Source organism: Extensimonas vulgaris (assembly GCF_003337425.1).
In the GTDB taxonomy this organism is placed as follows: domain Bacteria; phylum Pseudomonadota; class Gammaproteobacteria; order Burkholderiales; family Burkholderiaceae_C; genus Extensimonas; species Extensimonas vulgaris.
On sequence record NZ_QPJU01000009.1, the window covers coordinates 31979 to 55435 of the forward strand.

Here is a 23457-nt window from a genome sequence, read left to right on the forward strand (position 1 = left end):
AAATCCAGCGAGATTAAAACAGGATCAACAGGATCAACAGGATCAAAAGGACTTGCCATGGCAGGACACAGCAAATGGGCCAACATCCAGCACCGCAAGGGGCGGCAGGATGAAAAGCGCGGGCGCATCTGGACGCGCATCATCCGCGAGATCACGGTGGCCGCACGCGCCGGCGGGGGCGACCTGGCGGCGAACCCGCGCCTGCGCCTGGCGGTGGAAAAGGCCAAGGCCGCGAACATGCCTTCGGACCGCGTCAAATACAACATCGACAAGGCCACGGGCAACGCCGAGGGCGTGAACTACGAGGAAATCCGCTACGAGGGCTACGGCATCGGCGGCGCGGCCGTGATCGTGGACACCATGACGGACAACCGCGTGCGCACCGTGGCCGAGGTGCGCCACGTGTTCAGCAAATACGGCGGCAACCTGGGCACGGAAGGCTCGGTGGCGTTCCAGTTCAAGCACTGCGGGCAGCTGATCTTCCCGCCCGGCACGAGTGAGGACAAGGTCATGGAAGTGGCGCTCGAAGCCGGCGCCGAGGACGTGATCAGCGATGACGAGGGCACCATCGAGGTGCTCACCGCGCCGGCCGACTTCGAGGCCGTGAAGGCCGCGCTCGAAGCCGCGGGGCTCACGCCCGAAGTGGCCGAAGTCACCATGCGCCCCGAAAACACCGTGGAGCTCTCGGGCGACGACGCCGTGCGCATGCAAAAGCTGCTCGACGCGCTCGAAGACCTCGACGACGTGCAGGCGGTCTATCACAACGCGGCGCTCTGACCATGGACATTCTCGTCATCGGCGGCGGTGGCCGCGAACACGCGCTGGCCTGGAAGCTGCGCCAGTCGCCCAAGGCCGGCAAGATCTACGTCGCGCCAGGCAACGGCGGCACGGCGCTGTCGGGTGCATTCGAAAACCTCCCCATCACCGACGTGCAGGCGCTGCGCACTTGGGCGCAGGAGCACAAGATCGGCCTCACCGTGGTCGGCCCCGAGGCGCCGCTCGCGGCCGGCGTGGTCGATGAATTCCGTGCGCACGGCCTGCGCATCTTCGGCCCCACGCGCGCCGCGGCGCAGCTCGAGAGCTCCAAGGCCTTCTCCAAGGCCTTCATGCGCCGCCACGGCATCCCCACGGCGGACTACGACACCTTCACCGAGCCAGCGCCCGCGCACGCCTTCATCGAGCGGCTCGGCGCGCCCATCGTCGTCAAGGCCGATGGCCTGGCGGCGGGCAAGGGCGTGGTCGTGGCGCAGACGCTCGCCGAGGCGCACGCTGCGGTCGATTACATGCTGATCGACAACAAATACGGCGTGCAGCACAACGCGGACGCCGAAGGCCGGGCGCAGCCGCGCGTGGTGATCGAGGAATTTTTGCCCGGCGAAGAGGCGAGCTTCATCGTGCTGTGCGATGGCAAGAACGTGCTCGCGCTCGCCACCAGCCAGGATCACAAGCGCCTGCTCGACGGCGACCAGGGGCCCAACACCGGCGGCATGGGCGCGTATTCGCCGGCACCGGTCGTGACCGCCGACGTGCACGCGCGCGCGATGCGCGAGATCATCCTGCCCACCGTGCGCGGCATGGCCAAGGATGGCATTCCGTACACGGGCTTTCTCTACGCCGGCTTGATGATAGACGCGCAGGGCCGCCCCAAGACGCTCGAATTCAACTGCCGCCTGGGCGACCCCGAAACGCAGCCCATCATGATGCGCCTCAAGAGCGATCTGGTCGATGTGCTGGGCGCTGCCATCGACGGCAAGCTCGACCAGATCGAGCTGCAGTGGGACCGGCGCACGGCGCTGGGCGTGGTCATGGCCGCACACGGCTACCCCGACCAGCCGCGCAAGGGCGACGTCATCACCGGCCTGCCGCCGGAATCCGCGCTGGGTGACGACGCCATGGTGTTCCACGCGGGCACCGAGCTGGTGGACGGCGTGCTGCGCACCAGCGGCGGGCGCGTGCTGTGCGTCACCGCGCTCGGCGACAGCCTGCGCCTGGCGCAGCAGCGCGCCTACGAGATCGTGCAGCGCATCCACTTCGACGGCGCGCAGTACCGGCGCGACATCGGCCACCGGGCGCTGAAATGAGCGCGCAGCCAACGGCCACGCAGGCCGCCCCCGACGCTCTGGCCGACCAAGTCCCCCAGGTGCGCGCCTACCTGCTGGGCCTGCAGGCGCGCATCATGGATGCGCTCGATGCTATCGAAGCGCAAGCTGCTGGCGCAGGACAGACGGTCGCCAGGAGCCTCATCGACCCTTGGAGCAAAGAGCCTGGCGAGGCGCTGCAGGGCGACGGCATCACGCGTATCATCGAAGGCGGGCAGGTGTTCGAGCGCGCGGGCTGCGGGTTTTCGCACGTGCGCGGGCCGCGCCTGCCGCCTTCGGCCACGCAGCACCGCCCCGAGCTCGCGGGCGCACCGTTCGAGGCCATGGGCGTGTCGCTGGTGTTCCACCCGCGCAACCCCTACGTGCCCACGGTGCACATGAACGTGCGCATGATCGCCGCCCGTGCGCCCGACCTGGGCCCCGATGCGCCCGCGCACTGCTGGTTTGGCGGCGGCATGGACTTGACGCCGTACTACGGCTTTCTCGAAGACGTGCAGCACTTTCACCGCTGCTGCCACGACGCGCTGCAGCCCTTTGGCGCCGACAAGTACCCGCGCTTCAAGCAGTGGTGCGACGAATACTTTTACCTGCGCCACCGCGGCGAGCAGCGCGGCGTGGGCGGCATTTTTTTCGACGACTTTGCCGAGCTCGGCTTTGCGCAAAGCCTAGGCCTGCTGCAGTCCGTGGGCGATGCCTTTCTGGGCGCGTATCTGCCCATCGTGCAGCGCCGCCGCCACACGCCGTGGGGCGAGCGCGAGCGCGCGTTCCAGCTCTACCGGCGCGGGCGCTACGTCGAATTCAACCTCGTGTGGGATCGCGGCACGCATTTCGGCCTGCAGTCGGGCGGGCGCACCGAGTCCATTCTGCTCTCGATGCCGCCGCTCGTGGCCTGGTCGTACCAGCGCGAAGATGGCCCCGAAACGCCCGAAGCCGCGCTCGTGCGCGAATTTCTGCAGCGGCGCGACTGGCTTGCCGAAGCGCACGCGCCTGGCAGCGCCGAGGCACCCCAAAAATGAGAGCTGCTTGCGCTTGCTGCACCTGCGCAAAAGGCCAAAAACACCTGAAATTTCCGCGCCGCCACCGTGGCGCCCGCACGTCGGCGCCGGGAACTTGCCTATGGCTGGCATGCGGCTTGCACGCTAGCAGCCTGTCGGACTTTGGGCGTCGAAAGCGAGAATGGGCCCCAGCGAGGCCAGTTTTTGCCGGAATCGCCGCCCCATAGCGGGACTATGGGGCAAGAAAACGGTAAAAAATGGGCCGCTGCGGCACATTCGCAGCCGACGATTCCAAAGTCCGACAGGCTGCTAGTATCGCGTTCATATTTTTGACCCCACCCCTCTGATGAGCACCAACACCCTTTCGGAATCCGCCGCCAAAAAGAACATCACCAAGCTCCAGCGCGCCATCGTCGATGGCCTGGAGGACGTCAAGGCGCAGGACATACAGGTTTTCAACACGGCGGAACTCTCGCCGCTCTTCGAGCGCGTGATCGTCGCCTCGGGCACCTCGAACCGCCAGACCAAAGCGCTGGCCGCGAGCGTGCGCGACGCGGTGCGTGCGGCGGGCTTCGACAAGCCGCGCATCGAGGGTGAGGACAACGGCGAGTGGATCATCGTCGATTGCGGCGCCGCCGTGGCGCACATCATGCAGCCCGCGATCCGCCAGTATTACCGGCTTGAAGAGCTCTGGGGCGAGACGCCCGTGCGCCTGAAGCTTGGCGCCCCCAAGCCCGCCAAGACTGTGAAGCCTGCCAAGCCCGCAGCGGCCGAGGATGTGGCCGCAGCGAAGAAGCCGGCCAAGCGCAGCAAGACCCAAGCAGAGGCGCCAGATGCGGCCGCCCCGGTCGTGAAAAAACCCACGGTCAAAAAGCCTGCAGCCAAGGAAACGCCTGCGCGGGCAGCTACTAAAACCGCAGTCAAAACGGCTGCCAAAGCCGCGCCGAAAACAGCGGTTAAAACGGCAGCAAAAACGGCGGCCAAAACAGCCGTGAAGAAGGCTGCGCAGAAATCGTCCAAGGCGCCTGTGAAGACCATCGTCGTCGCGCCGCCCGCGCGCAAGAAGGCGGCCGCGAAAACCGCGGCCAAAAAAACCGCAGCCTCCCAAACGGCGTCCCGGAAAAGCGCCGGCAAGAAATCCTCATCTTCCAACGCCTGAGCTGACGCACGCAGGCCATGAAGCTGCTGATCGTGGCCGTGGGCCAGCGTGTGCCCGACTGGGCGCAGACGGCCTACGAGGACTACGCCAAGCGCTTTCCGCCCGAGCTCAAGGTCGAGCTCAAGACCGTCAAGACCGAGCCGCGCGGCAGCAAGAGCCTGCAAACCCTGCACGCCGCCGAGCGCGCGCGCATCGAGGCGGCGCTGCCGCGCGGGGCGCATGTGGTCGTGCTCGACGAGCGCGGCGCGCGCATCACCACGCCGGCGCTGGCCGAGCGGCTGCGCGGCTGGCAGCAATCGGGTGACGACGTGGCGCTCTTGATCGGCGGGCCCGACGGGCTCGACCCCGCGCTGCGCGCCGCTGCGCACGAGAGCCTGCGCCTGTCCGACCTGACGCTGCCGCACGCTTTGGTGCGCGTGCTGTTGATCGAGCAGCTCTACCGCGCCTGGTCGATCAACGCGGGGCATCCATACCACCGAGCCTGAGAAGGCGCGAGCCTTCCGGGCGGCCCGGCAGGGCGGGGCGTGTCCGTGTCCGTGTCCGTGCACCGCAGGGATGCTATGGATTTCGTATCTGCTTGCGTAGCTACCATCAGCGCAAAAGGCCTTTTTCTTTCATAATCAGGCCGCCATGTCCGCCTTTATTTACCTCGCCTCGCAAAGCCCGCGCCGCAGCCAGCTGCTGACCCAGATCGGCGTGCGCCATGAACTGCTGCTGCCCACAACTGCCGGTGCAGAAGATGCGGTCGAAGACCTTGCCGAAGACGCCGAAGCGCTCGAAGCCGTGCGCCCCGGCGAGGCGCCGGCCCGCTACGTGCAGCGCGTGACGGCGCTCAAGCTCGACGCCGCGGTGGCGCGGCATGCGCGCCGCGGTCTGCCCGAGGCGCCGATTCTGTGCGCCGACACCACCGTCGCGCTCGGGCGCCACATCTTCGGCAAGCCTGCCGACGCCGCCGAGGCCGAGCGCATGCTCGCTGCGCTCTCGGGCAGGGTGCACCGCGTGCTCACGGCCGTCGCGCTGCAGGCCGGGCCCCGTCGGCTTGCGGCGCTGTCGGTCTCGCGCGTGCGCTTCGCGGCCATGACGACAGCGCAGATCGCCGCCTACGTGGCCACGGGGGAACCCTTGGGCAAAGCCGGGGCCTATGGCGTGCAGGGCCGCGCGGCGGCGTTCATTGCGCAGCTGGCGGGCAGCTATTCGGGCATCATGGGGCTGCCTTTGTACGAAACCGCGCAGCTGCTGCGCGACATCGGTTTCGAGCTGTAATTTCGGCCCCCATCCTTTCCGCCCCCGCCATGCCCACCATGCAACAAGACATCCTCATCAACTGGTCGCCGCAGGAGACGCGCGTCGCGGTGGTCGAAAGCGGCGCGGTGCAGGAGCTGCACATCGAGCGCGCGCTCGAGCGCGGCCTCGTGGGCAACATTTACCTCGGCAAAGTCTCGCGCGTGCTGCCGGGCATGCAGTCGGCCTTCATCGACATCGGCCTCGAGCGCGCGGCGTTTTTGCACGTGGCCGACGTCTGGCAGCGCCCCGCCGAAGGCGATGCCGTGCCCTGGGCGCGCAAAAGCGAGGCGCAGGTGCCGATCGAAAAGCAGGTGTTCGAAGGCCAGGCGCTGATGGTGCAGGTCATCAAAGACCCCATAGGCACCAAGGGCGCGCGCCTTTCGACGCAGATCAGCATCGCGGGGCGGCTGCTGGTGTTTTTGCCGCAGGACGAGCATGTGGGCGTGTCGCAAAAAATCCCCGCGGCCGAGCGCGATGCGCTGCGGGCGCGCCTGCAGGCGCTCGTGGGCGACAAGGCCAGCGGCGGCGGGGGCGGCTTCATCCTGCGTACCAACGGCGAGGACGCGAGCGACGCCGAGCTCGCCGAAGATATCGCCTACCTGCGCAAGACCTGGGCGCGCATCAAGGCGGCCGCGCTCGAGCTGCCGCCGCGCTCGCTCTTGCACCAAGATTTGGACTTGCTGCAGCGCGTGCTGCGCGACCTCGTGAGTGAGCACACGCAAAGCATACGCATAGACTCGCACGAGCAATTCCAGCGTCTGCGCGCTTTCGGGCGTGAGTTCATGCCTGCGGCCGCAGCCAAGCTGCAGCACTACAAGGGCGAGCGGCCGATTTTCGACCTGTACGCGATCGACGACGAAGTGGCGCGCGCGCTCGGGCGGCGCGTCGAGCTGAAGTCGGGCGGTTACCTCGTCATCGACCAGACCGAGGCGCTCACCACCATCGACGTGAACACCGGCGGCTACGTGGGCGCGCGCAATTTCGACGACACCATCTTCAAGACCAACCTCGAGGCCGCGCAGGCCATCGCGCGCCAGCTGCGCCTGCGCAACCTGGGCGGCATCGTGATCGTCGACTTCATCGACATGGGGCGCGAGGACCACCAGCAGGCCGTGCTGGGCGAGCTGCGCAAACAACTCGCGCGCGACCGCGTCAAGACCACGGTGAGCGGCTTTTCGCAACTCGGCCTGGTCGAGATGACGCGCAAGCGCACGCGCGAGTCGCTCGCGCAGCTGCTGTGCGAGCCCTGCGCCGCCTGCGCGGGCCGCGGCAGCGTGAAAACCGCGCGCAGCGTGTGCTACGACATCCTGCGCGAAATCCTGCGCGAGGCGCGCCAGTTCAACCCGCGCGAATTCCGCGTCATCGCGCCGCCGCGCGTGGTCGAGCTCTTTCTCGACGAAGAAAGCCAGCACCTCGCGGGCCTGTCGGACTTCATCGGCAAACCGATCTCTTTGCAGGCCGAAAGCGCGCTCGGGCCCGAGCAGTACGACATCGTGCTGCTGTGAGGCTGTGCGAGCTACGAGCCACGAGCCACGAGCCACGAGCCACGAGCGAAAAAACGCCGCTACCCCGCCTGCGCGTATTCCTGCGCGAGCTCCTCGACCAGCTCCTGCACCGACTGCACCGCGTGCACGCCCGAGACGCTGTGCCCGGCGCTCCAGATGTCGCGCCAGCGGCGCGGGCCGGCGCTGTGGTTGCCGTGGGCGCTGCCGCCGAACATCTGGTCGGCGGTGCTGGGCGTCACGGTTTCGTCGAGCCGGGCCGGATCCAGCCCCATGCGCACGATGGAGCCGATCAGCATGTTGGTGGGCAGGCCGCTGAAGGCGCGCGTGAGCAGCACTTCGTCGAGCGTGGAGGCGACCAGCATCTGCCGGTAGGCTTCGTCGGCCATGCTCTCGTGCGTGGCAATGAAGCGTGTGCCCATCGAGGCCAGGTCGCAGCCCAGCACCTGCGCCGCGCGCAGCGCCACGCCGTCGCTGATGCCGCCGGCAAGCACCAGCGGGCCGTCGTATTCGGCACGCAGCGCGCGCACGAAGGCAAAGGGGTTGAGCCAACCGGTCTGCCCGCCCGCGCCTGCCGTGAGCAGCACCAGCCCGTCGGCGCCGGCCGCGATGGCCTTGCGCGCGTGCGCGAGCGTGGCCACGTCGGCAAGCACCAGGCAGCCTATGCCGTGCAGCGCATCGACCACGGGCGCGGGCGAGCCCACGCTGGTGATGACGACTTCCACGCCGTGGCGCAGCACGCAGTCCAGGTCTTGCGCGAGCCGTGGCGAGCGCATGATCAGGTTCGGGCAGGGCGGCGCGGCATCGGGATAGGGCGCGAGGCGCGTGCGCATTTCGGTCAGCCAGGCGTCGAGCTCTGCAGGGCTGCGCGCATTCACGGTGGGAAAGGCGCCGATCACGCCGCTGCGGCACGCCGCCACGACAAGCTCTATGCCCGACACCTGCAGCATGGGCGCGGCGATCACCGGCAGGCGCAGACGGCGTGCGATAGGTGCGGGCAGGCGGGAAGAGGGCATGAGCGTTCCTTTTGGACGGTTCGAGGTCAGGCGGCGAAGGGTCTGGCGGCGCAAGCGCCAATCTTCAAAAACAATAGCTTCTAACGCTTATTTCATCAAGGTTAGAGGCTATTTTTGCTTGAAAAATACCGGCAGCCTTGTGCAAGCGATGCGCGCACATTGTGCAATGCCCAGCGTGCCTGGTCGGATAGGCGATAACCCGCACACGCTGGCAAATGTTTGCATCTATCATGGCTGCGCGCTCCCCCCATCCAAGGGGAGCGCGTCTTTTCTCCATCCCCCTTTTCCGCCATCCCCATGGTTTCGATCGCCCTGCGCCGGCCGTACACCTTCATCGTCATGGCGATGCTGATCGTGCTGGCCACCCCCTTCGTGCTGCTGAAGATGGCGACCGACATCTTCCCGGAAATCAACATTCCGGTGATCAGCATCATCTGGACTTACACCGGCCTCGCCCCCGACGAAATGGGCCAGCGCATCACGGGTCAGACCGAGCGTGCGCTCACCACCATGGTCAGCGACATCGAGCACATCGATTCGACCTCGCTCTCGGGCGTGTCGGTGATCAAGATGTTCTTCCAGCCCACGGCGAACATCCAGGCCGGCCTCGCGCAGACTACGGCCGCCGTGCAGACGCTGCTCAAGCAGCTGCCGCCGGGCATCACGCCGCCCTTGGTGATCAAGTATTCGGCTTCGAGCATTCCGGTGATCCAGCTCGCGCTCTCCAGCCCCACGATGCCCGAGAACCGCCTGTTCGACGCCACCGTGAACCAGCTGCGCCCGCAGCTCGTGACGATTCCGGGCACGGCGATTCCTTTTCCCTACGGCGGCAAGACGCGGCTGATTTCGGTCGATCTGGACATCCCGGCGCTGCAGGCGCGCGGCCTGGCGCCGAGCGACGTGGTCAACGCCGTGAATTCGCAGAACCTGATCCTGCCCTCGGGCACGGCCAAGATCGGCGCGATCGAATACAACGTGGCGATGAACAGCTCGCCCAGCGTGATCGAGGGGCTCAACGACCTGCCCGTGCGCACCATCAATGGCGCCACGACGTATTTGCGCGACGTGGCGCAGGTGCGCGACGGTTTCTCGCCGCAGACCAACATCGTGCGCCAGGACGGCGTGCGCGGCGTGCTGCTGTCCATCCTCAAAAACGGCGGCGCCTCGACCATAGACATCGTGAACAACCTGCGCGCCATGCTGCCCCTGGCCGTGCAGACCATGCCGACCGACATCAAGGTGACGCCGCTGTTCGACCAGTCGGTGTTCGTCAAGGCGGCGGTCAAGGGCGTGGTGTTCGAGGCGCTGCTGGCGGCGGCGCTCACCGCGGCCATGGTGCTGGTGTTTCTGGGCAACTGGCGCAGCACGCTGATCATTGCGCTCACGATTCCGCTGTCTATCCTCGCGTCGATTTTGCTGCTCTACGTGCTCGGCGAGACGCTCAACCTCATGACGCTGGGCGGGCTCGCGCTGTCGGTGGGCATTTTGGTGGACCAGGCCATCGTCACCATCGAAAACATCGAGCGCCATGTGGGCCTGGGCAAATCCCTGCACGACGCGATCCTGGACGGCGCAGGCGAGATCGGCTCGGCCGCGCTCGTGTCCACGCTGTGCATTTGCATCGTGTTCGTGCCGCTGTTTTTCCTCTCGGGCGTGGCGCGCTACCTGTTCACGCCCATGGCCGAGGCCGTGGTGTTTGCCATGCTGGCCTCGTACCTGCTCTCGCGCACGCTGGTGCCCACGCTCGTCATGCTGCTGATGAAGGGCCATGCGGGGCACGCGCCGCACGGCGACGAGGCGGCCGGCCCAGGCCAGCATGCGAGCCTGCTGCAGCGCGTCTATCGCGCGTTCGACAGCCGCTTCGAGCACGTGCGCCGTGCCTATGCGCTCGTGCTCTCGTCGGTGCTCTCGCACCGCGCGCGCTTCATCGTGCTGTTTCTGGGCTTTTGCGTACTCTCGTGCGCGCTGTTTCCGTTTTTGGGGCGCGACTTTTTCCCGACCGTGGACGCGGGGCAGATCCGCCTGCACATGCGTGCGCCCACGGGCACGCGCATCGAGGAGACGGCGCGCCTGGCCGACGCGGTCGAGGCTGAAATCCGCCGCATGATCCCGCCCGCCGAGCTCGAAACCATCCTCGACAACCTCGGCGTGCCCAACAGCGGCATCAACCTCTCTTACAGCAATTCGGGCGTGATCGGCACCATCGATGCCGAGCTGCTCATGGCGCTGAAGGAAGGCCACCGGCCCACGCAGGAATACATCACGCGGCTGCGTGCCGAGCTGCCCAAGCGTTTTCCGGGCGTGGAGTTCTTTTTCCAGCCTGCGGACATCGTCACGCAGATTTTGAACTTCGGCCTGCCCGCGGCGATCGACATCCAGTTCAGCGGCAACGACATGGAAGGCAACGCGCAGCTGGCGGCCGCCCTGGTCAAGGAGATTCGGAAAATCCCCGGCGCGGTCGATGCCCACGTGCACCAGCGCCTGGACGCGCCCGCGCTCAGGCTGCAGATGGACCGCTCGCGCCTGCAGCAAGTGGGCTTCACCGCGGCGAACGTGGGGCAGAACGTGCTGATCGCGCTCTCGGGCAGCTCGCAGACCGCGCCCGCGTTCTGGCTCAACCCCAAAAACGGCGTGGTCTATAACCTCGCCGTGCAGGCGCCGCAGTACCAGATCGGCTCGCTCGACGCGCTGCTCAACGTGCCTGTAAACACCGGCGGCAACGCGCCGCAGCTGCTCGGCAACCTCGTCGATGTGCGGCCCGCGCGCCAGCCCGCGGTGGTGTCGCACTACAACATCGCGCCCGTGATCGACGTGTTCGTGAGCGTGCAGGGCACCGACCTGGCCAGCGTGGCCGCGCAGGTGCAAAAACTCGTCGATGCCGCGCGGCCCAAGCTCGCGCGCGGCAACCAGGTGCAAACGCGCGGCCAGGTGCAGACCATGCAGTCCTCGTTCTTGGGCCTGGGCGTGGGGCTGGCGATGGCGATCGTGCTCGTGTATCTGCTCATCGTCGTGACTTTCCAAGCCTGGCTCGACGCGGCGATCATCATCACGGCGCTGCCTGCGGCGCTCGCGGGCATCGCGTGGATGCTGTTTCTCACCGGCACCACGCTCAGCGTGCCGGCGCTCACGGGCGCCATCATGACCATGGGCGTGGCCACGGCCAACAGCATCTTGCTGGTGTCGTTCGCGCGCGACCGGCTGCTCGCGGGCATACCGCCGCTGTCGGCCGCGCTCGAAGCGGGCGCCACGCGCATCCGGCCGGTGCTCATGACGGCGCTGGCCATGATCATCGGCATGATCCCCATGGCTCTGGGCCTGGGCGAAGGCGCCGAGCAGAATGCGCCGCTCGGGCGTGCCGTGATCGGCGGCCTGCTGCTCGCCACCGTGTCCACCCTGTTTTTCGTGCCCGCGGTGTTCGCCGCCGTGCACAGCTGGCGCGCCAAGCGCGCCGGGCATGCCCAAGACCAAGGCACGGGCGTTGCAGCGCCGCCGCCCGCTACCGCACAAGAAAGCTGAGATATGACCGAACAACGCCATGCGGCAATGGCCATCCACCCGCTCGAAACCGATGACACGGGCCACCACGATTTGCTCCAGCGCCAGCAGATGGTGCGGCGCACGCGCTCGATCATCGTGGTCGTCGCCGTGCTGCTGTTGATCGGCGCGGCGCGCACGCTGTACCAGCGCCACGCCAACGGCAGCGCGCTTGAAAAGGTCGCGGCCGAGCAATCCACGCAATACGTGCTCACCACCACGCCCACTTTGCCGCAAAAGGGCCAGACGCTGACGCTGCCGGGCACCTTGCAAGGCTACGTGCAGGCCTCGATCGCCGCGCGCGTGAGCGGCTACCTCAAGCGCTGGACGCACGACATCGGCAGCCGCGTCAAGCAGGGCGAGCTGCTCGCCGAAATCGAAACCCCTGAAATCGACCAGCAGCTCGCACAGGCCATCGCCGCGCGCGAGCAGGCCGCCGCGAGCCTCGCGCTTGCGCGCAGCACCGCGCAGCGCTGGGAGGCCCTGCGCCAGAAAGACGTGGTCGCGCAGCAAGACCTCGAGGAGCGCCGCAACGCCGTCGCCACGGCCACGGCCAACCTCGCAGCCGCCGAAGCCAACGTGCAGCGCCTGCGCCAGATGGAAGGCTTCAAGCGCGTGCTCGCGCCATTTGCCGGCGTGGTCACGCGGCGCAACGTCGATGTGGGCGACTTGATCGACGCCGGTGCGGGCCGCGTGCTCTTCACCATGGCGCAGACCGACCCGCTGCGCATCTACGTCAACGTGCCGCAGTCCTACGCCAGCCGCATCCAGCCGGGCCAGCCCGTCATCGTCACGCAGGCCGAGCTGCAGGGCAAAAAGTTCGAGGGCAAGGTCGCGCGCACCGCGGGTGCCATCGACATCGCGACGCGCCAGATGCAGGTTGAAATCGCCTTGCCCAATCCCGACGGCAGCCTGCTGCCGGGCGCCTACGTGCAGGTCGAAGTGCCGCTGCCGCCGAGCAAAATGCTCAGCGTGCCCGAAAACGCGCTGCTGTTTCGCGCCGAAGGCACGCGCGTAGCCATCGTCGATGCGCACGGCAAGGTGCACCTGCAGCCCGTCACGCTGGGGCGCAACTATGGCGGCAGCATCGAGGTGCTGAGCGGCTTGCAAGGCAACGAGCAGCTCGTGCTCAACCCCTCGGACGCGCTCGCCGAGGGCGACACCGTGACCATCGCGCCACCCAAGGCGGACGCCTCGCAAGGCGCCAAACCGGGCCAAAAGGAGTCGGCATGAGGGGCGCGCGAACGCTGTCCGGCACGCCCGCAGGGCGTCTGCGCAGCTTGCGCCTGGGCGTGCTCGCCTGTGCCTGCGCCGCACTCGCGGCCTGCGCCGTGGGGCCCGACTACCGCAAACCCGACGTCACCGTGCCCGTGAGCTGGAAAGTCGAGGCGCCCTGGCGCGAGGCGCAGCCCGGCGACGCGCTCGACAAAGGCCCGTGGTGGAAGCGCTTTGGCGACGCAGAACTCGACGCGCTCGAAGACCAGGCGCTCGCGACCAACCCCACGCTCGCGCTGGCTGCTGCGCGGCTCGCGCAGGCGCGCGCGCTCGTGGGCGTGAATTCGGCCGCGCTGTACCCGCAGGTGGGCCTGACGGCGCGCGACGCGCGCCAGCGCATCTCGGCCAACCGGCCTTTGACCAATTACAACAGCCCCAATTACGCGACCACGCAAAACGACTACCTGCTGCAGTTCAACGCGAGCTACGAGGCCGACCTGTTCGGCCGCGTGCAGCGCGCCGTCGAAGGTGCGCAGGCGGCAGCCCAGCAGTCCGAGGCCGACTTGCGCAACACGCGCCTGCTGCTCACGGCCGACCTCGCGAGCAATTACTTCAACCTGCGCGCGACCGACATCGAGCTCGACGTGGTGCGGCGCTCGATCGACTGGCAGCGCCGCGCGCTCGACTTCGTCACCGCACGCCACGACCTCGGCGCGATTCCCGGCATCGACGTGGCGCAGCAGCGCGCGCTGCTCGAGAGCACGCTCACGCAGGTCGATTTGCTGCAAAAGCAGCGCGCGCAGTACGAGCACGCCGTTGCCGCGCTGATCGGCCAGGCTGCGCCCAACTTCTCCATCGCCCCGGCGGTGCAACCCATCGCGCCGCCCGCCGTGCCGCTGGGCCTGCCTTCGGACGTGCTCGAGCGCCGCCCGGATGTCGCCGCGGCCGAGCGCGCCATGGCCGCGGCGAATGCGCAGATCGGCGTCGCCAAGGCGGCGTTTTTCCCGAGCGTCACGCTGGGCGCGGCCTTTGGCGTGGACAGCAACCGCAGCGCCGCGCTGTTCGACGCGCCCAGCATGCTGTGGTCGCTGGGCGTGACGGCCGTGCAGACCGTGTTCGACGGCGGGCGCATCCGCGCCAACGTCGATTTCGCGCAGGCCGGCTACGATGCCACGGTGGCGAGCTACCGCCGCGTGGTGCTCGCGGCGATGCAGGAGGTCGAAGACGGCATCACCGGCCTCGCGGCGCTCGAGCGCGCGAGCGCCCAGGCGCAAAGCGCCGTCGATGCCGCACGCCAGGTGCGCACCATGGCCGCCTACCGCTACGAGGGCGGCGCCAGCACCTTCCTCGACGTCATCACGGCCCAGCAATCGCTGCTCGCCGCCGAGCGCCAGCTCGCCCAGGTGCAAGGCCAGCGCCTGCAAACGGCGGTGTTCCTGGTCAAGGCGCTGGGCGGCGACTGGTGCGCGCCGCAGGCGCCGGATTCGTCAGTACAGGGTTCGCAGGCGGCTTGCGCGTTCGCTGCCGTGGCTGCCGGAGCGGGCAAAGCGAACACCGCTCCCTGATGCAACGGCAGGGCGCCGCGCTGCCGACATGGATCAGCGCGTAGGCGCCGGCGTCTTGGGCTCGTAGTCGCACCAGCGCGCGACCTTGCATTCCCAGCAGCGCGGCTTGCGCGCCTGGCAGACGTAGCGGCCGAGCAGCACGAGCCAGTGGTGCGCGTGCTGCAGGTATTTTTCGGGCACGCGCTCGAGCAGCTTGCGCTCGACTTCGAGCGGCGTCTTGCCCGGCGCGAGGCCCGTGCGGTTGCAGACGCGGAAGATGTGCGTATCGACGGCGATGGTGGGCTCGCCAAAGGCTACGTTGAGGATCACGTTGGCGGTCTTGCGCCCCACGCCGGGCAGCGCTTCGAGCGCGGCGCGCGTGCGCGGCACCTCGCCGCCGTAGCGCTCGACCAGGATGCGGCAGGTCTCGATCAGGTGGCGCGCCTTGCTGCGGTACAGGCCTATGGTTTTGATGTAGCTCTCCAGCCCCTCCTGCCCGAGCGCAAGGATGGCCTGGGGTGTGTTGGCCACGGCAAACAGGCGGCGCGTGGCTTTGTTCACGCTGGCATCGGTGGCCTGCGCCGACAGCAGCACGGCCACGAGCAGCTCGAAGGGCGTCGAGAATTCGAGCTCGCTGCGCGGCGTGGGGTTGTCGGCCTGGAGTGTGGCAAAAAAGGCTTCGATTTGCGCGGGCGTCATGGTGCGAGTGTAGGCGCTGCGATACGGCACCGTGTGGCGCCATGCGCTGCGACAATGGGGCTTTGCCGTTTCGTTGGAGTGTTTTTGCCATGCAATTTGCCGACCGTCTGAACCAGGTGGAGACTTCCGCCATCCGCGATCTTTTCAAGCTGCTGGGCAAGCCCGGCATCGTCAGCTTTGCGGGGGGCTTTCCCGACAGCGCGATGTGCGACGTCGAGGGCATTCGCACTGCGGTGAATGCCGCGCTGACGGAGGATGGCGGCGGTGCGCTGCAGTACGGCGCGACCGAGGGCTACCCGGCGCTGCGCGAGCAGCTGGCCAGCTTCATGGCAGGCAAGGGCGCCCAGGATGTGGCGCCCGAGCAGCTCATCGTCACCACGGGCAGCCAGCAGGCGCTGGATTTGCTCGCCAAGACCATGATCAGCCCTGGCGACAAGGTGATCGTCGAGGGGCCGACCTTTCTGGCCGCCATCCAGTGTTTTCGGCTCTATGGTGCGCAGCTCGTGAGCGCGCCCATAGACGCGCAGGGCGTGCAGACCGACGTGCTCGAGCAGCTGATGGCGCAGCACCGGCCCAAAATGCTGTATCTGATCCCGACCTACGGCAACCCGAGCGGCGCCACGCTGAGCCTTGCGCGGCGCAAAAGGGTGCTGGAGCTCGCGCTGCAGTACCAGTGCCTGGTCGTCGAGGACGACCCTTACGGCGACCTGTATTTCGACGCTCCGCCGCCGCCCAGCCTGCTCGCGCTCTCGCCCCAGGTGCCAGGCAGCCGCGAGTGGCTTGCGCACTGTGGCAGCCTCAGCAAGGTGCTGAGTGCGGGCTTGCGCCTGGGCTGGCTGATTGCGCCGCCCGAGTTGCTCGCCAAGGCCGTGATGTGCAAGCAGTTCAGCGACGCCAACACCAGCACCTTTGCCCAGGCCACGGCCGCGCACTACCTGCGCGCGGGCCGTATGCCGGCCACGCTGGCCCATGTGCGCAAGGTCTATGCCGAGCGTGCCGCTGGCATGGGGCAGGCGCTGCGGCGCGAGCTCGGCGCCGCGATCGACTTCGTGCCGCCGCAGGGAGGCTTGTTCATCTGGGCGCGCCTGACCGGGGCCGGCGGCAAGATCGCCGACGCGCAAGAACTGTCGCCGCGTGCGGTCGAAAAGGGCGTGGCCTTCGTGCCGGGTGCGCCGTTTTACTGCGCCAACCCCGACCGCGCCACGCTGCGCCTGTCGTTCGCGACCGCGGACCTGCCCAAGATCGAAGAAGGCGTGCGCCGGCTCGCGCAGGCGCTGTGAGCGCACCGCGCCAGGGTGCCGGAAAATTTGGATGATTTTGGCTTCTAGCGCTTGTAGATCAAGCGCTGGAAGCTATTATTTTATGAGCTATTTGTCCACTTCATCGACGACGGCGCGAAACGCATCCACGTCTTCGAAGTTGCGGTACACGCTCGCAAAGCGCACGTAGGCGACCTTGTCGAGCTTTTTGAGCTCGCGCATCACGAGCTCGCCAAGCTGGTTTGAGGGCAGCTCGCGCTGGCCCAGGCTCAGCAGTTTTTCTTCGATGCGTTCGATGGCGCTGTCGATCTGCTCGGTGCTCACGGGGCGTTTGCGCAGAGCGAGTTTGAACGACCCGAGCAGCTTGGCGCGCTCGTACTCGGTGCGCCGCCCGTCCTTTTTGATGATGGTGGGCAGCGTCACCTCGGGGCGCTCGTAGGTGGTAAAGCGCCGCTCACACGCCGCGCACTGGCGCCTGCGGCGGATGAAGCCGCCGTCCTCGGCCACGCGGGTTTCGACGACTTGCGTCTCCTGGTGGCCGCAGAAAGGGCATTTCATGCTTGCGCTGCGCCGCGTTCAGCCATAGACCGGAAAGCGTGCCGTGAGCGCGTGCACCTTGGCGCGCACCGCTTCGATGTTGGCAGGGTCGCGCGGGTTGTCGAGCACGTCGGCCACCAGATGGGCCGTGAGGCGTGCTTCATCGTCCTTGAATCCGCGCGTGGTCATTGCGGGGGTGCCTATGCGCACGCCGCTCGTCACCATGGGCTTTTCGGGGTCGTTGGGGATCGCGTTCTTGTTGATCGTCATGTGCGCTGCGCCGAGCACGGCTTCGGCTTCCTTGCCGGTGATGCCCTTGGAGCGCAGGTCGACCAGCATCACGTGGCTTTGCGTGCCGCCGCTCACGATGCGCAGGCCGCGCTCGGTCAGCGTTTCGGCGACGATGCGCGCGTTCGTCACCACCTGCTGCTGGTAGGCTTTGAACTCGGGTTGCAGCGCCTCTTTGAAGGCCACGGCCTTGGCCGCGATCACGTGCATCAGCGGGCCGCCCTGCAAGCCAGGGAAGACGGCGCTGTTGATGGCTTTTTCGTGCTCGGCCTTCATCAGGATGATGCCGCCGCGCGGGCCGCGCAGGCTCTTGTGCGTGGTCGAGGTGACCACGTCGGCATGCGGCACGGGGTTGGGATAGACGCCCGCGGCGATCAGGCCCGCGTAGTGCGCCATATCGACCATGAAGATAGCGCCCACGTCCTTGGCCACCTTGGCAAAGCGTGCAAAGTCGATGTGCAGGCTGTAGGCCGAGGCGCCTGCGATGATCAGCTTGGGCCGCGTTTCGTGGGCCTTCTTTTCCATCGCGTCGTAGTCGATGGCCTCCTTGGCGTCGAGGCCGTACGAGACCACGTTGAACCACTTGCCACTGATGTTCAGCGGCATGCCGTGCGTGAGGTGGCCGCCTTCGGCCAGGCTCATGCCCATGACGGTGTCGCCGGGCTTGAGGAAGGCGAGGAACACGGCCTCGTTGGCCGAGGCGCCGCAGTGCGGCTGCACGTTCGCGGCCTCGGCACCGAAGAGCTGCTTGAGCCGGTCTATGGCCAGCTGCTCGACCACGTCGACGTGCTCGCAGCCGCCGTAGTAGCGGCGGCCGGGGTAGCCCTCGGCGTATTTGTTGGTCAGCTGCGTGCCTTGCGCCCACATCACGGCGGGCGAGGCGTAGTTTTCGCTGGCGATCAGCTCGATGTGCTCTTCCTGGCGGCGGTTTTCGGCCTGGATGGCGGCAAAGACTTCAGGGTCGGTTTGTTCGACGAGGATGTTGCGGTGGTACATGGCAGTCCTAGGGTGAAAGCTGCTTCCTTGCACTTTGCGCCGCGAAACGGCGTTTGCGGCGCTGACAAGGGCTGCCCAGGCGAACGGCTTGGCACCGGGGGGGGCCGGCGGTACGCTTCCCCGTGGTTGTCAAGATTCCACGTCAGCGGCGGCTGCCGGTGTGCCGGCGGCCGCGCCTATCGCCAGTTGCGTACGCCGCGAGTGTAGCCGAGCGAGGCGATCGCCTCTCACGCTGTCACGCTCGCCTGCCGCAAGGACAGACGGGGTCGCCGTCAAGGCGCGATCAGGACTGCGCCGGCAATGCGGCGACGTCGTTTTCGTTGCGTGCCGTGGCATCTTCCGCCGGGCGCACGGGCGCGGGCGTCTGTGCGGGCGGCGTCTGTGCGCGCGCCGCAAGCTGCTTGGGCGCCGGAGCGGGCGTTGCGCGCCGGCCGGCGATCTGGCGCAGGCGCGCTTGTTCGGCCAAGACTTTGGCCGCGTAGCCGCCGTCGTCTTCCTGGTTTGCCGCGCCCACGTAATAGCGCAAACCGCCTTCGATCGAGCCGGCGCGCTGTATGCACTCTTGCAGCACTTGGGCGCCCACGCGCAGATTCACGATGGGATCAAACGCCGCCAGGTGGCCGCCGAAGTCCTCGTATTTTTCGGTGTGGGTGCGCGTCATGACCTGCATCAAGCCTTGGGCGCCGACGACGCTTTGGGCAAAAGGATTGAAGTTCGACTCGACGGCAATGACGGCGAGCAGCAGGGTCGGGTCGATCTTGCTGCGCGCGCCGATTTCGAACGCCTGCGCCACCAAGGCGCTCACGGGCTCCGGCGCCACGCGGTATTTTTTGCTGAGCCAGAAAGCCAGGGCGGCTTGCTCTTTGGGAAGGGTGCGGGGATTGACTGCCAAGGCCCGCTCGGTGGTGTCGGGCACATCCGTCGCGGTTTCAGGCGCTTGCGCCACGACATGGCGCGTGCGCAGCCAATCGAAAAGCTGCGCTTCTGCCTGCGCGCGCAAGTCAGGACGGCTTGCACCGAGCAATGCCGCGCACGTGACGGCCAGGCCCAGCAAGGCAAAGCCGTTGTGGGTGACGGCCAGGACTGCGCCTATCACGTGGTTGGCAAAGGTCTTGCTGCCAGAGATGAAACGAGTGAACGCTGTCATCACTATTCCTTTCCTAGATGAAGCGGGTGCCAGATGCCTTGCATGCACAAGGCTGGCAAGGCATCTGCGGCGCCGCGATACAAACGCATCGCTAGTTTCCTGCGCCGGTCGTTGACTAGACCGGAAGCAAAGCAAACGAGCACAGAGCCAGGTGGGGCAGTGGAAGCGAGTCGCACGGACTGCGTCCGAAGAGAGGCGGATTTTGGGAGGCAATAAATGCCAAGTCAATGCTTAAAAAGTTAGATATGAGATATTTTTGTTATTTGAGGGGTGAGTGCTAGGGATTTTTGCCCCGTATGAAAGGCGGTTTGGTGGTGTAAACAAGGGTTTTCCCTTGCTCAAAACAATCAAACGCTAGTTAGAGTCGGATAATCCCGCAGGTGCATGCAGCCAACGCCACTATCGCAGACCCCCGCAATGGGATTTTCCGTTTCTGAGATTCCTGAGGTTCTTCATGACAACACCCCCCACGTTCGGCTTCGACGATGAGACCCTGGCCCAGCAGCCCACGGTCTATCACGCCGGGCTTTTCGACGACAAGGTCGTGCTCGTTTCGGGCGCGGGCAGCGGCATTGGCAAGGCCATCGCCTTTTTGTATGCGCGCCTGGGTGCCAGGCTCGCGATCTGCGGGCGCGACGTGGCCAAGCTCGAGGCCAGCGCCGAGTGGTTGCGCAAGCTCGGCAGCCCCGACGTGCTCGTGCATCCCATGAGCATCCGCGACCCCGAGCAGGTCGAGCAGCTCATGGATGCCGCGTGGCAGCACTTCGGGCGCGTCGATGTGCTGGTCAACAACGCCGGCGGCCAGTTCCCGCAGCGCGCGCTCGATTTCAGCGTCAAGGGCTGGAAGGCGGTGATAGACACCAACCTCAACGGCACCTGGTACATGATGCACGCTATGGCCAAGCGCTGGCGCGACACGGGCACGCAGGGCAACATCGTGAACATCGTCGCCACCTTCCAGCGCGGCATGCCGGGCGTGGCACACACCTGTGCGGCGCGTGCGGCCGTGACCTATCTTTCCAAGACCGTAGCGGTGGAGTGGGCGCAGTACGGCATCCGCATCAACTGCGTCGCGCCCGGAGCGGTGGCGAGCACGGGCTTTCGCCAGTATTCGGAGGAGGCCGTCAAGTCCTTCTCGGCCGCCAACCCGATGAAGCGCGTGGGCGATGTGCACGACATTGCCGAGGCCGTGGTCTATCTGAGCGCGCCCAGCGGCAAGTTCATCACGGGCGAGTTGCTCACCGTCGATGGCGGCGGCGTCCTTTGGGGCGAGGTCTGGACCATCCCCAAGCCTGACTATTTCAAGGTGAACGCATGAGCACGCAAGACACACAACAACCCAAATTCGGCCCCGGCGACGAGGCCCTGGCCGCGCTGCCCACGGTGTACCGCGACGACTTGTTTGCCGGCAAGGTGGTGCTGGTGTCGGGCGCGGGCAGCGGCATCGGCAAGGCGATTGCCTTCTTGTTTGCGCGCCTGGGCGCGACGCTCGCGATCTGCGGGCGCAATGCCGAAAAGCTCGAAGACAGCGCGCAAAAGCTGCGCGCGCTCTCGGGGCGCGAGGTGTTCACCTACCCCATGACCATCCGCGACCCCGAGCAGGTCGATGCCTTGATGGGTGCCGTGTGGGAGCATTTCGGCGGCCTGGACATCCTGGTCAACAACGCGGGTGGGCAGTTTGCCGCGCATGCGATGGACTTCCCCATCAAGGGCTGGAACGCGGTCATAGACACCAACCTCAACGGCAGCTGGTTCATGATGCAAAGCGCCGCCAAGCGCTGGGTGGAGCAGGGCAAGCCCGGCAACATCATCACCATCACGGCGGCGATAGACCGCGGCTTGCCGGGCATGGCGCACACCGCGGCCTCGCGTGCGGGCGTGATCGCGCTCTCGCGCACGCTGGCCATCGAATGGGCCGAGCACGACATCCGCCTCAACTGCATAGGCGCCGGCGCGATCGAGAGCAACGGCTTCAACAACTACCGCGAAGAAAACGTCCCCACCTTCTACCAGTGCAACCCCATGATGCGCCCTGGCGACGTGCAGGACATTGCCGAAGCCGTGGTCTATCTGGCCGGGCCCTCGGGCAAGTTCATCACGGGCGAAGTGCTCAACGTCGAGGGCGGCATGCTGCTGTGGGGCGAATTCTGGCCCGCCGGCAAGCCCGACTACTTCAAGGTCAACGGCGCATGAGCGAAAGCCCCACTCCTGCGCCCTCGCCGGCGTATTTTCACGGGCCGTTCCAGCAGCTCGTGGGCTACGACATTTTGAAGGGTGAGAGCGGGCCGTACTTCACGCTGCCGATACGGCGCGACCACCTGAACCCGCATGGTGTGCTGCATGGCGGCGTGCCGCTGACCTTGCTCGATGCGATCGGCGGGCGCGTGCTGATCGACCGGCAGATTCCGGGCAGCGATCTGTTGATCCGCTCCACCGTCACGGCGACGCTCACGGTGGACTTCATGCGCGCGATCGACAGCGGCGTGCTGTACGCGAGCGGCACGCCCGACTTCATCGGCAAGACGCTGGCCTACGTCTCGGTCAAGGTCACGCGCGACGCGCTCGACGGCGAACTCGTCGCGCGCGGCATCGGCACGTACCGGGTCTATACCAAGTCGCTCGTCAAAGACGTCTGAAATTGAGCCAAATCGGCATTTTGCCTAGATATGGCGTGCACTAACTGCTCACTTTTTCATACCATTTCGAGCGCCTGCGCGAGGTCGGCCTGCAGGTCGTCCACGTGCTCTATGCCGACCGACAGGCGCACCATGCCTGCGCTCACGCCGGCCTGTTCGAGCTCGCTGGGGCTGAGCTGGCGGTGCGTGGTCGAGGCGGGGTGCGTGGCGAGCGACTTAGCGTCGCCGATGTTGACGAGGCGCGTGAACAGCTGCAGCGCGTCGAGAAAGCGCGCACCGGCCGCGCGTGCGTCGCCGTCCTGGGCCTTGAGGCTGAACGACAGGATGCCCGACGCGCGCCCGTCCATGAGCCGCTGCGCGATGGCGTGGTCGGGGTGGTCTGGCAGGCCGGCGTAGCGCACCCATTCGACCTTGGGGTGGCTTTGCAGGTAGCGCGCCAGCGCAAGCGCGTTGTCGCAGATGCGTTCCATGCGCAGCGCGAGCGTCTCTATGCCCTGCAGGATCAGGAAGGCGTTGAGCGGCGCCAGCGCCGCGCCCATGTTGCGCAGCGGCACCACACGCGCCCGGCCGATGAAGGCGGCCGGGCCCAGGGCTTCGGTATAGACCACGCCGTGGTAGCTCGGGTCGGGCTGGCTGAAGCGCGCAAAGCGTTCCTGGTGCTCGGCCCAGGGGAATTTGCCGCTGTCCACGATCGCGCCGCCCAGGCTGTTGCCGTGGCCGCCGAGGTATTTGGTGAGCGAGTGCACCACGATGTCGGCGCCGTGCTCTATCGGGCGCAGCAGGTAGGGGCTGGGCACGGTGTTGTCCACGATCAGCGGCACGCCGTGCGCGTGGGCCACGTCAGCCAGCGCGGCGATGTCGGTCACGTTGCCCAGCGGGTTGCCTATCGACTCGACGAAGATCGCCTTGGTGCGTGCGTCGATATGGCGCGCAAAGCCGGCCGGATCGCGCGGGTCGGCAAAGCGCGTAGTGATGCCTTGCTGCGGGAAGGTGTGCGCAAACAGGTTGTAGGTGCCGCCGTAAATGGTGCTGGCCGAGACGATGTTGTCGCCCGCTTCGGCCAGCGTCTGGATCGCGTAAGTGATGGCCGCCATGCCCGAGGCCACGGCCAGCGCGCCTATGCCGCCTTCGAGCGCCGCAATGCGCTTTTCGAGCACGTCGTTGGTCGGGTTCATCATGCGCGTGTAGATGTTGCCCGGCACCTTGAGGTCGAACAGGTCGGCGCCATGCTGCGCGCTGTCGAAGGCGTAGGCCACGGTCTGGTAGATGGGCACGGCAACGGACTTGGTCGTCGGGTCGGGGCTGTAGCCGGCGTGGACGGCGAGGGTTTCGAGTTTCATGGCGGTGCTTGCGGTGAAAGCGGTGGAGGCTGCATTGTGCCGGCCCACGGCAGCGCCCGAAACGAACATTTGTGCATGAGCTTATGGTTTGTTCAACCCAGATTGTCCATTCGGCGGCGCTGCGCGCCTACGTGGGCGCTGGCGGACGGCTGCCGGTCATTTTGGCCGCAGCAAAGCTACCCGTCATTGCGAGCCCCGCAGGGGCGC

General features: G+C 66.9%; 20 protein-coding genes. 14 read left to right on the forward strand and 6 right to left on the reverse strand.

Annotation, left to right across the window (positions count from 1 at the left end; genetic code table 11):
• Nucleotides 1-57: 57 nt before the first annotated feature.
• From DFR45_RS11875 to rng, 7 genes are all read left to right on the forward strand, one after another.
• The gene (locus DFR45_RS11875) at nt 58-777 is read left to right on the forward strand and encodes a YebC/PmpR family DNA-binding transcriptional regulator (protein WP_114483959.1); all 720 of its coding nucleotides are present in this window, start codon (nt 58-60) and stop codon (nt 775-777) included.
• A gap of 2 nt (nt 778-779) precedes the next feature.
• Nucleotides 780-2081 (forward strand): phosphoribosylamine--glycine ligase, encoded by a 1302-nt coding sequence (gene purD, locus DFR45_RS11880; RefSeq protein WP_114483960.1) that lies wholly within the window; start codon nt 780-782, stop codon nt 2079-2081.
• Entirely contained in the window at nt 2078-3115 is a 1038-nt protein-coding gene (gene hemF / locus DFR45_RS11885) for an oxygen-dependent coproporphyrinogen oxidase (protein ID WP_114483961.1), read from the forward strand. The genes purD and hemF overlap by 4 nt, the downstream gene beginning before the upstream one ends.
• A 325-nt stretch (nt 3116-3440) precedes the next feature.
• On the forward strand, nt 3441-4253 hold the full coding sequence (gene rsfS, locus DFR45_RS11890; protein WP_114483962.1) for a ribosome silencing factor: 813 nt from the start codon (nt 3441-3443) through the stop codon (nt 4251-4253).
• Between the two features lie 17 nt (nt 4254-4270).
• A complete protein-coding gene (gene rlmH / locus DFR45_RS11895) occupies nt 4271-4738 on the forward strand; it encodes a 23S rRNA (pseudouridine(1915)-N(3))-methyltransferase RlmH (RefSeq protein WP_114483963.1) in 468 nt (155 codons plus the stop codon).
• Between the two features lie 145 nt (nt 4739-4883).
• Complete coding sequence (locus DFR45_RS11900) at nt 4884-5516, forward strand: Maf family protein (protein WP_114483964.1); 633 nt, start codon at nt 4884-4886, stop codon at nt 5514-5516.
• 38 nt (nt 5517-5554) lie between these two features.
• Complete coding sequence (rng, locus tag DFR45_RS11905) at nt 5555-7042, forward strand: ribonuclease G (protein ID WP_114484026.1); 1488 nt, start codon at nt 5555-5557, stop codon at nt 7040-7042.
• Nucleotides 7043-7101: 59 nt separating this feature from the next.
• Here rng and DFR45_RS11910 read toward each other — a convergent pair whose 3' ends face one another.
• Nucleotides 7102-8055 carry an NAD(P)H-dependent flavin oxidoreductase gene (locus DFR45_RS11910; RefSeq protein ID WP_114484027.1) on the reverse strand — a complete coding sequence of 318 codons (954 nt, stop codon included), beginning with the start codon at nt 8053-8055 and terminating at the stop codon, nt 7102-7104.
• 291 nt (nt 8056-8346) lie between these two features.
• Here DFR45_RS11910 and DFR45_RS11915 point away from each other — a divergent pair, with 291 nt between their 5' ends.
• From DFR45_RS11915 to DFR45_RS11925, 3 genes are read left to right on the forward strand one after another with little or no spacing between them, the layout of a single operon-like run.
• Nucleotides 8347-11571: an efflux RND transporter permease subunit gene (locus tag DFR45_RS11915; RefSeq protein ID WP_114484028.1), complete on the forward strand. Its 3225-nt coding sequence runs from the start codon at nt 8347-8349 to the stop codon at nt 11569-11571.
• Nucleotides 11572-11574: 3 nt separating this feature from the next.
• Nucleotides 11575-12822, forward strand: coding sequence for an efflux RND transporter periplasmic adaptor subunit (locus tag DFR45_RS11920; RefSeq protein ID WP_114483965.1), 1248 nt, complete (start codon nt 11575-11577; stop codon nt 12820-12822).
• Nucleotides 12819-14369 (forward strand): efflux transporter outer membrane subunit, encoded by a 1551-nt coding sequence (locus tag DFR45_RS11925; RefSeq protein WP_114483966.1) that lies wholly within the window; start codon nt 12819-12821, stop codon nt 14367-14369. Before DFR45_RS11920 ends, DFR45_RS11925 begins: the two co-directional genes overlap by 4 nt.
• Before the next feature lie 33 nt (nt 14370-14402).
• On the opposite strand, the gene nth is transcribed toward DFR45_RS11925, so the two are convergent.
• Entirely contained in the window at nt 14403-15047 is a 645-nt protein-coding gene (gene nth / locus DFR45_RS11930) for an endonuclease III (RefSeq protein ID WP_114483967.1), read from the reverse strand.
• Nucleotides 15048-15136: 89 nt separating this feature from the next.
• Here nth and DFR45_RS11935 point away from each other — a divergent pair, with 89 nt between their 5' ends.
• Nucleotides 15137-16327: an aminotransferase-like domain-containing protein gene (locus tag DFR45_RS11935; RefSeq protein ID WP_114483968.1), complete on the forward strand. Its 1191-nt coding sequence runs from the start codon at nt 15137-15139 to the stop codon at nt 16325-16327.
• Nucleotides 16328-16414: 87 nt separating this feature from the next.
• Here the strand turns inward: DFR45_RS11935 and nrdR are convergent, their stop codons facing one another.
• From nrdR to DFR45_RS11950, 3 genes are all read right to left on the reverse strand, one after another.
• Nucleotides 16415-16864, reverse strand: a complete 450-nt coding sequence (gene nrdR / locus DFR45_RS11940) for a transcriptional regulator NrdR (protein WP_114483969.1) — start codon at nt 16862-16864, stop codon at nt 16415-16417.
• 18 nt (nt 16865-16882) lie between these two features.
• Nucleotides 16883-18127 carry a serine hydroxymethyltransferase gene (gene glyA, locus DFR45_RS11945; RefSeq protein ID WP_114483970.1) on the reverse strand — a complete coding sequence of 415 codons (1245 nt, stop codon included), beginning with the start codon at nt 18125-18127 and terminating at the stop codon, nt 16883-16885.
• Nucleotides 18128-18410: 283 nt separating this feature from the next.
• Complete coding sequence (locus DFR45_RS11950) at nt 18411-19274, reverse strand: lytic transglycosylase domain-containing protein (protein ID WP_114483971.1); 864 nt, start codon at nt 19272-19274, stop codon at nt 18411-18413.
• Between the two features lie 454 nt (nt 19275-19728).
• Between DFR45_RS11950 and DFR45_RS11955 the strand changes: the two genes are divergently transcribed.
• From DFR45_RS11955 to DFR45_RS11965, 3 genes are read left to right on the forward strand one after another with little or no spacing between them, the layout of a single operon-like run.
• Nucleotides 19729-20592 carry an SDR family oxidoreductase gene (locus DFR45_RS11955; RefSeq protein WP_114483972.1) on the forward strand — a complete coding sequence of 288 codons (864 nt, stop codon included), beginning with the start codon at nt 19729-19731 and terminating at the stop codon, nt 20590-20592.
• Nucleotides 20589-21467: an SDR family oxidoreductase gene (locus tag DFR45_RS11960; RefSeq protein ID WP_114483973.1), complete on the forward strand. Its 879-nt coding sequence runs from the start codon at nt 20589-20591 to the stop codon at nt 21465-21467. The genes DFR45_RS11955 and DFR45_RS11960 overlap by 4 nt, the downstream gene beginning before the upstream one ends.
• Nucleotides 21464-21910: a PaaI family thioesterase gene (locus DFR45_RS11965; RefSeq protein ID WP_114483974.1), complete on the forward strand. Its 447-nt coding sequence runs from the start codon at nt 21464-21466 to the stop codon at nt 21908-21910. The genes DFR45_RS11960 and DFR45_RS11965 overlap by 4 nt, the downstream gene beginning before the upstream one ends.
• Nucleotides 21911-21966: 56 nt before the next feature.
• On the opposite strand, the gene DFR45_RS11970 is transcribed toward DFR45_RS11965, so the two are convergent.
• Complete coding sequence (locus tag DFR45_RS11970) at nt 21967-23250, reverse strand: O-acetylhomoserine aminocarboxypropyltransferase/cysteine synthase family protein (protein WP_114484029.1); 1284 nt, start codon at nt 23248-23250, stop codon at nt 21967-21969.
• Between the last annotated feature and the right edge of the window lie 207 nt (nt 23251-23457).

What these genes read in the sequence shown, in the direction of transcription:
- DFR45_RS11875 (WP_114483959.1), top strand. Translation starts at nt 58, where the DNA reads ATGGCAGGACACAGCAAATGGGCCAACATCCAGCACCGCAAGGGGCGG.
- purD (WP_114483960.1), top strand. Translation starts at nt 780, where the DNA reads ATGGACATTCTCGTCATCGGCGGCGGTGGCCGCGAACACGCGCTGGCC.
- hemF (WP_114483961.1), top strand. Translation starts at nt 2,078, where the DNA reads ATGAGCGCGCAGCCAACGGCCACGCAGGCCGCCCCCGACGCTCTGGCC.
- rsfS (WP_114483962.1), top strand. Translation starts at nt 3,441, where the DNA reads ATGAGCACCAACACCCTTTCGGAATCCGCCGCCAAAAAGAACATCACC.
- rlmH (WP_114483963.1), top strand. Translation starts at nt 4,271, where the DNA reads ATGAAGCTGCTGATCGTGGCCGTGGGCCAGCGTGTGCCCGACTGGGCG.
- DFR45_RS11900 (WP_114483964.1), top strand. Translation starts at nt 4,884, where the DNA reads ATGTCCGCCTTTATTTACCTCGCCTCGCAAAGCCCGCGCCGCAGCCAG.
- rng (WP_114484026.1), top strand. Translation starts at nt 5,555, where the DNA reads ATGCAACAAGACATCCTCATCAACTGGTCGCCGCAGGAGACGCGCGTC.
- DFR45_RS11910 (WP_114484027.1), bottom strand. Translation starts at nt 8,055, where the DNA reads ATGCCCTCTTCCCGCCTGCCCGCACCTATCGCACGCCGTCTGCGCCTG.
- DFR45_RS11920 (WP_114483965.1), top strand. Translation starts at nt 11,575, where the DNA reads ATGACCGAACAACGCCATGCGGCAATGGCCATCCACCCGCTCGAAACC.
- DFR45_RS11925 (WP_114483966.1), top strand. Translation starts at nt 12,819, where the DNA reads ATGAGGGGCGCGCGAACGCTGTCCGGCACGCCCGCAGGGCGTCTGCGC.
- nth (WP_114483967.1), bottom strand. Translation starts at nt 15,047, where the DNA reads ATGACGCCCGCGCAAATCGAAGCCTTTTTTGCCACACTCCAGGCCGAC.
- DFR45_RS11935 (WP_114483968.1), top strand. Translation starts at nt 15,137, where the DNA reads ATGCAATTTGCCGACCGTCTGAACCAGGTGGAGACTTCCGCCATCCGC.
- nrdR (WP_114483969.1), bottom strand. Translation starts at nt 16,864, where the DNA reads ATGAAATGCCCTTTCTGCGGCCACCAGGAGACGCAAGTCGTCGAAACC.
- glyA (WP_114483970.1), bottom strand. Translation starts at nt 18,127, where the DNA reads ATGTACCACCGCAACATCCTCGTCGAACAAACCGACCCTGAAGTCTTT.
- DFR45_RS11950 (WP_114483971.1), bottom strand. Translation starts at nt 19,274, where the DNA reads ATGACAGCGTTCACTCGTTTCATCTCTGGCAGCAAGACCTTTGCCAAC.
- DFR45_RS11955 (WP_114483972.1), top strand. Translation starts at nt 19,729, where the DNA reads ATGACAACACCCCCCACGTTCGGCTTCGACGATGAGACCCTGGCCCAG.
- DFR45_RS11960 (WP_114483973.1), top strand. Translation starts at nt 20,589, where the DNA reads ATGAGCACGCAAGACACACAACAACCCAAATTCGGCCCCGGCGACGAG.
- DFR45_RS11965 (WP_114483974.1), top strand. Translation starts at nt 21,464, where the DNA reads ATGAGCGAAAGCCCCACTCCTGCGCCCTCGCCGGCGTATTTTCACGGG.
- DFR45_RS11970 (WP_114484029.1), bottom strand. Translation starts at nt 23,250, where the DNA reads ATGAAACTCGAAACCCTCGCCGTCCACGCCGGCTACAGCCCCGACCCG.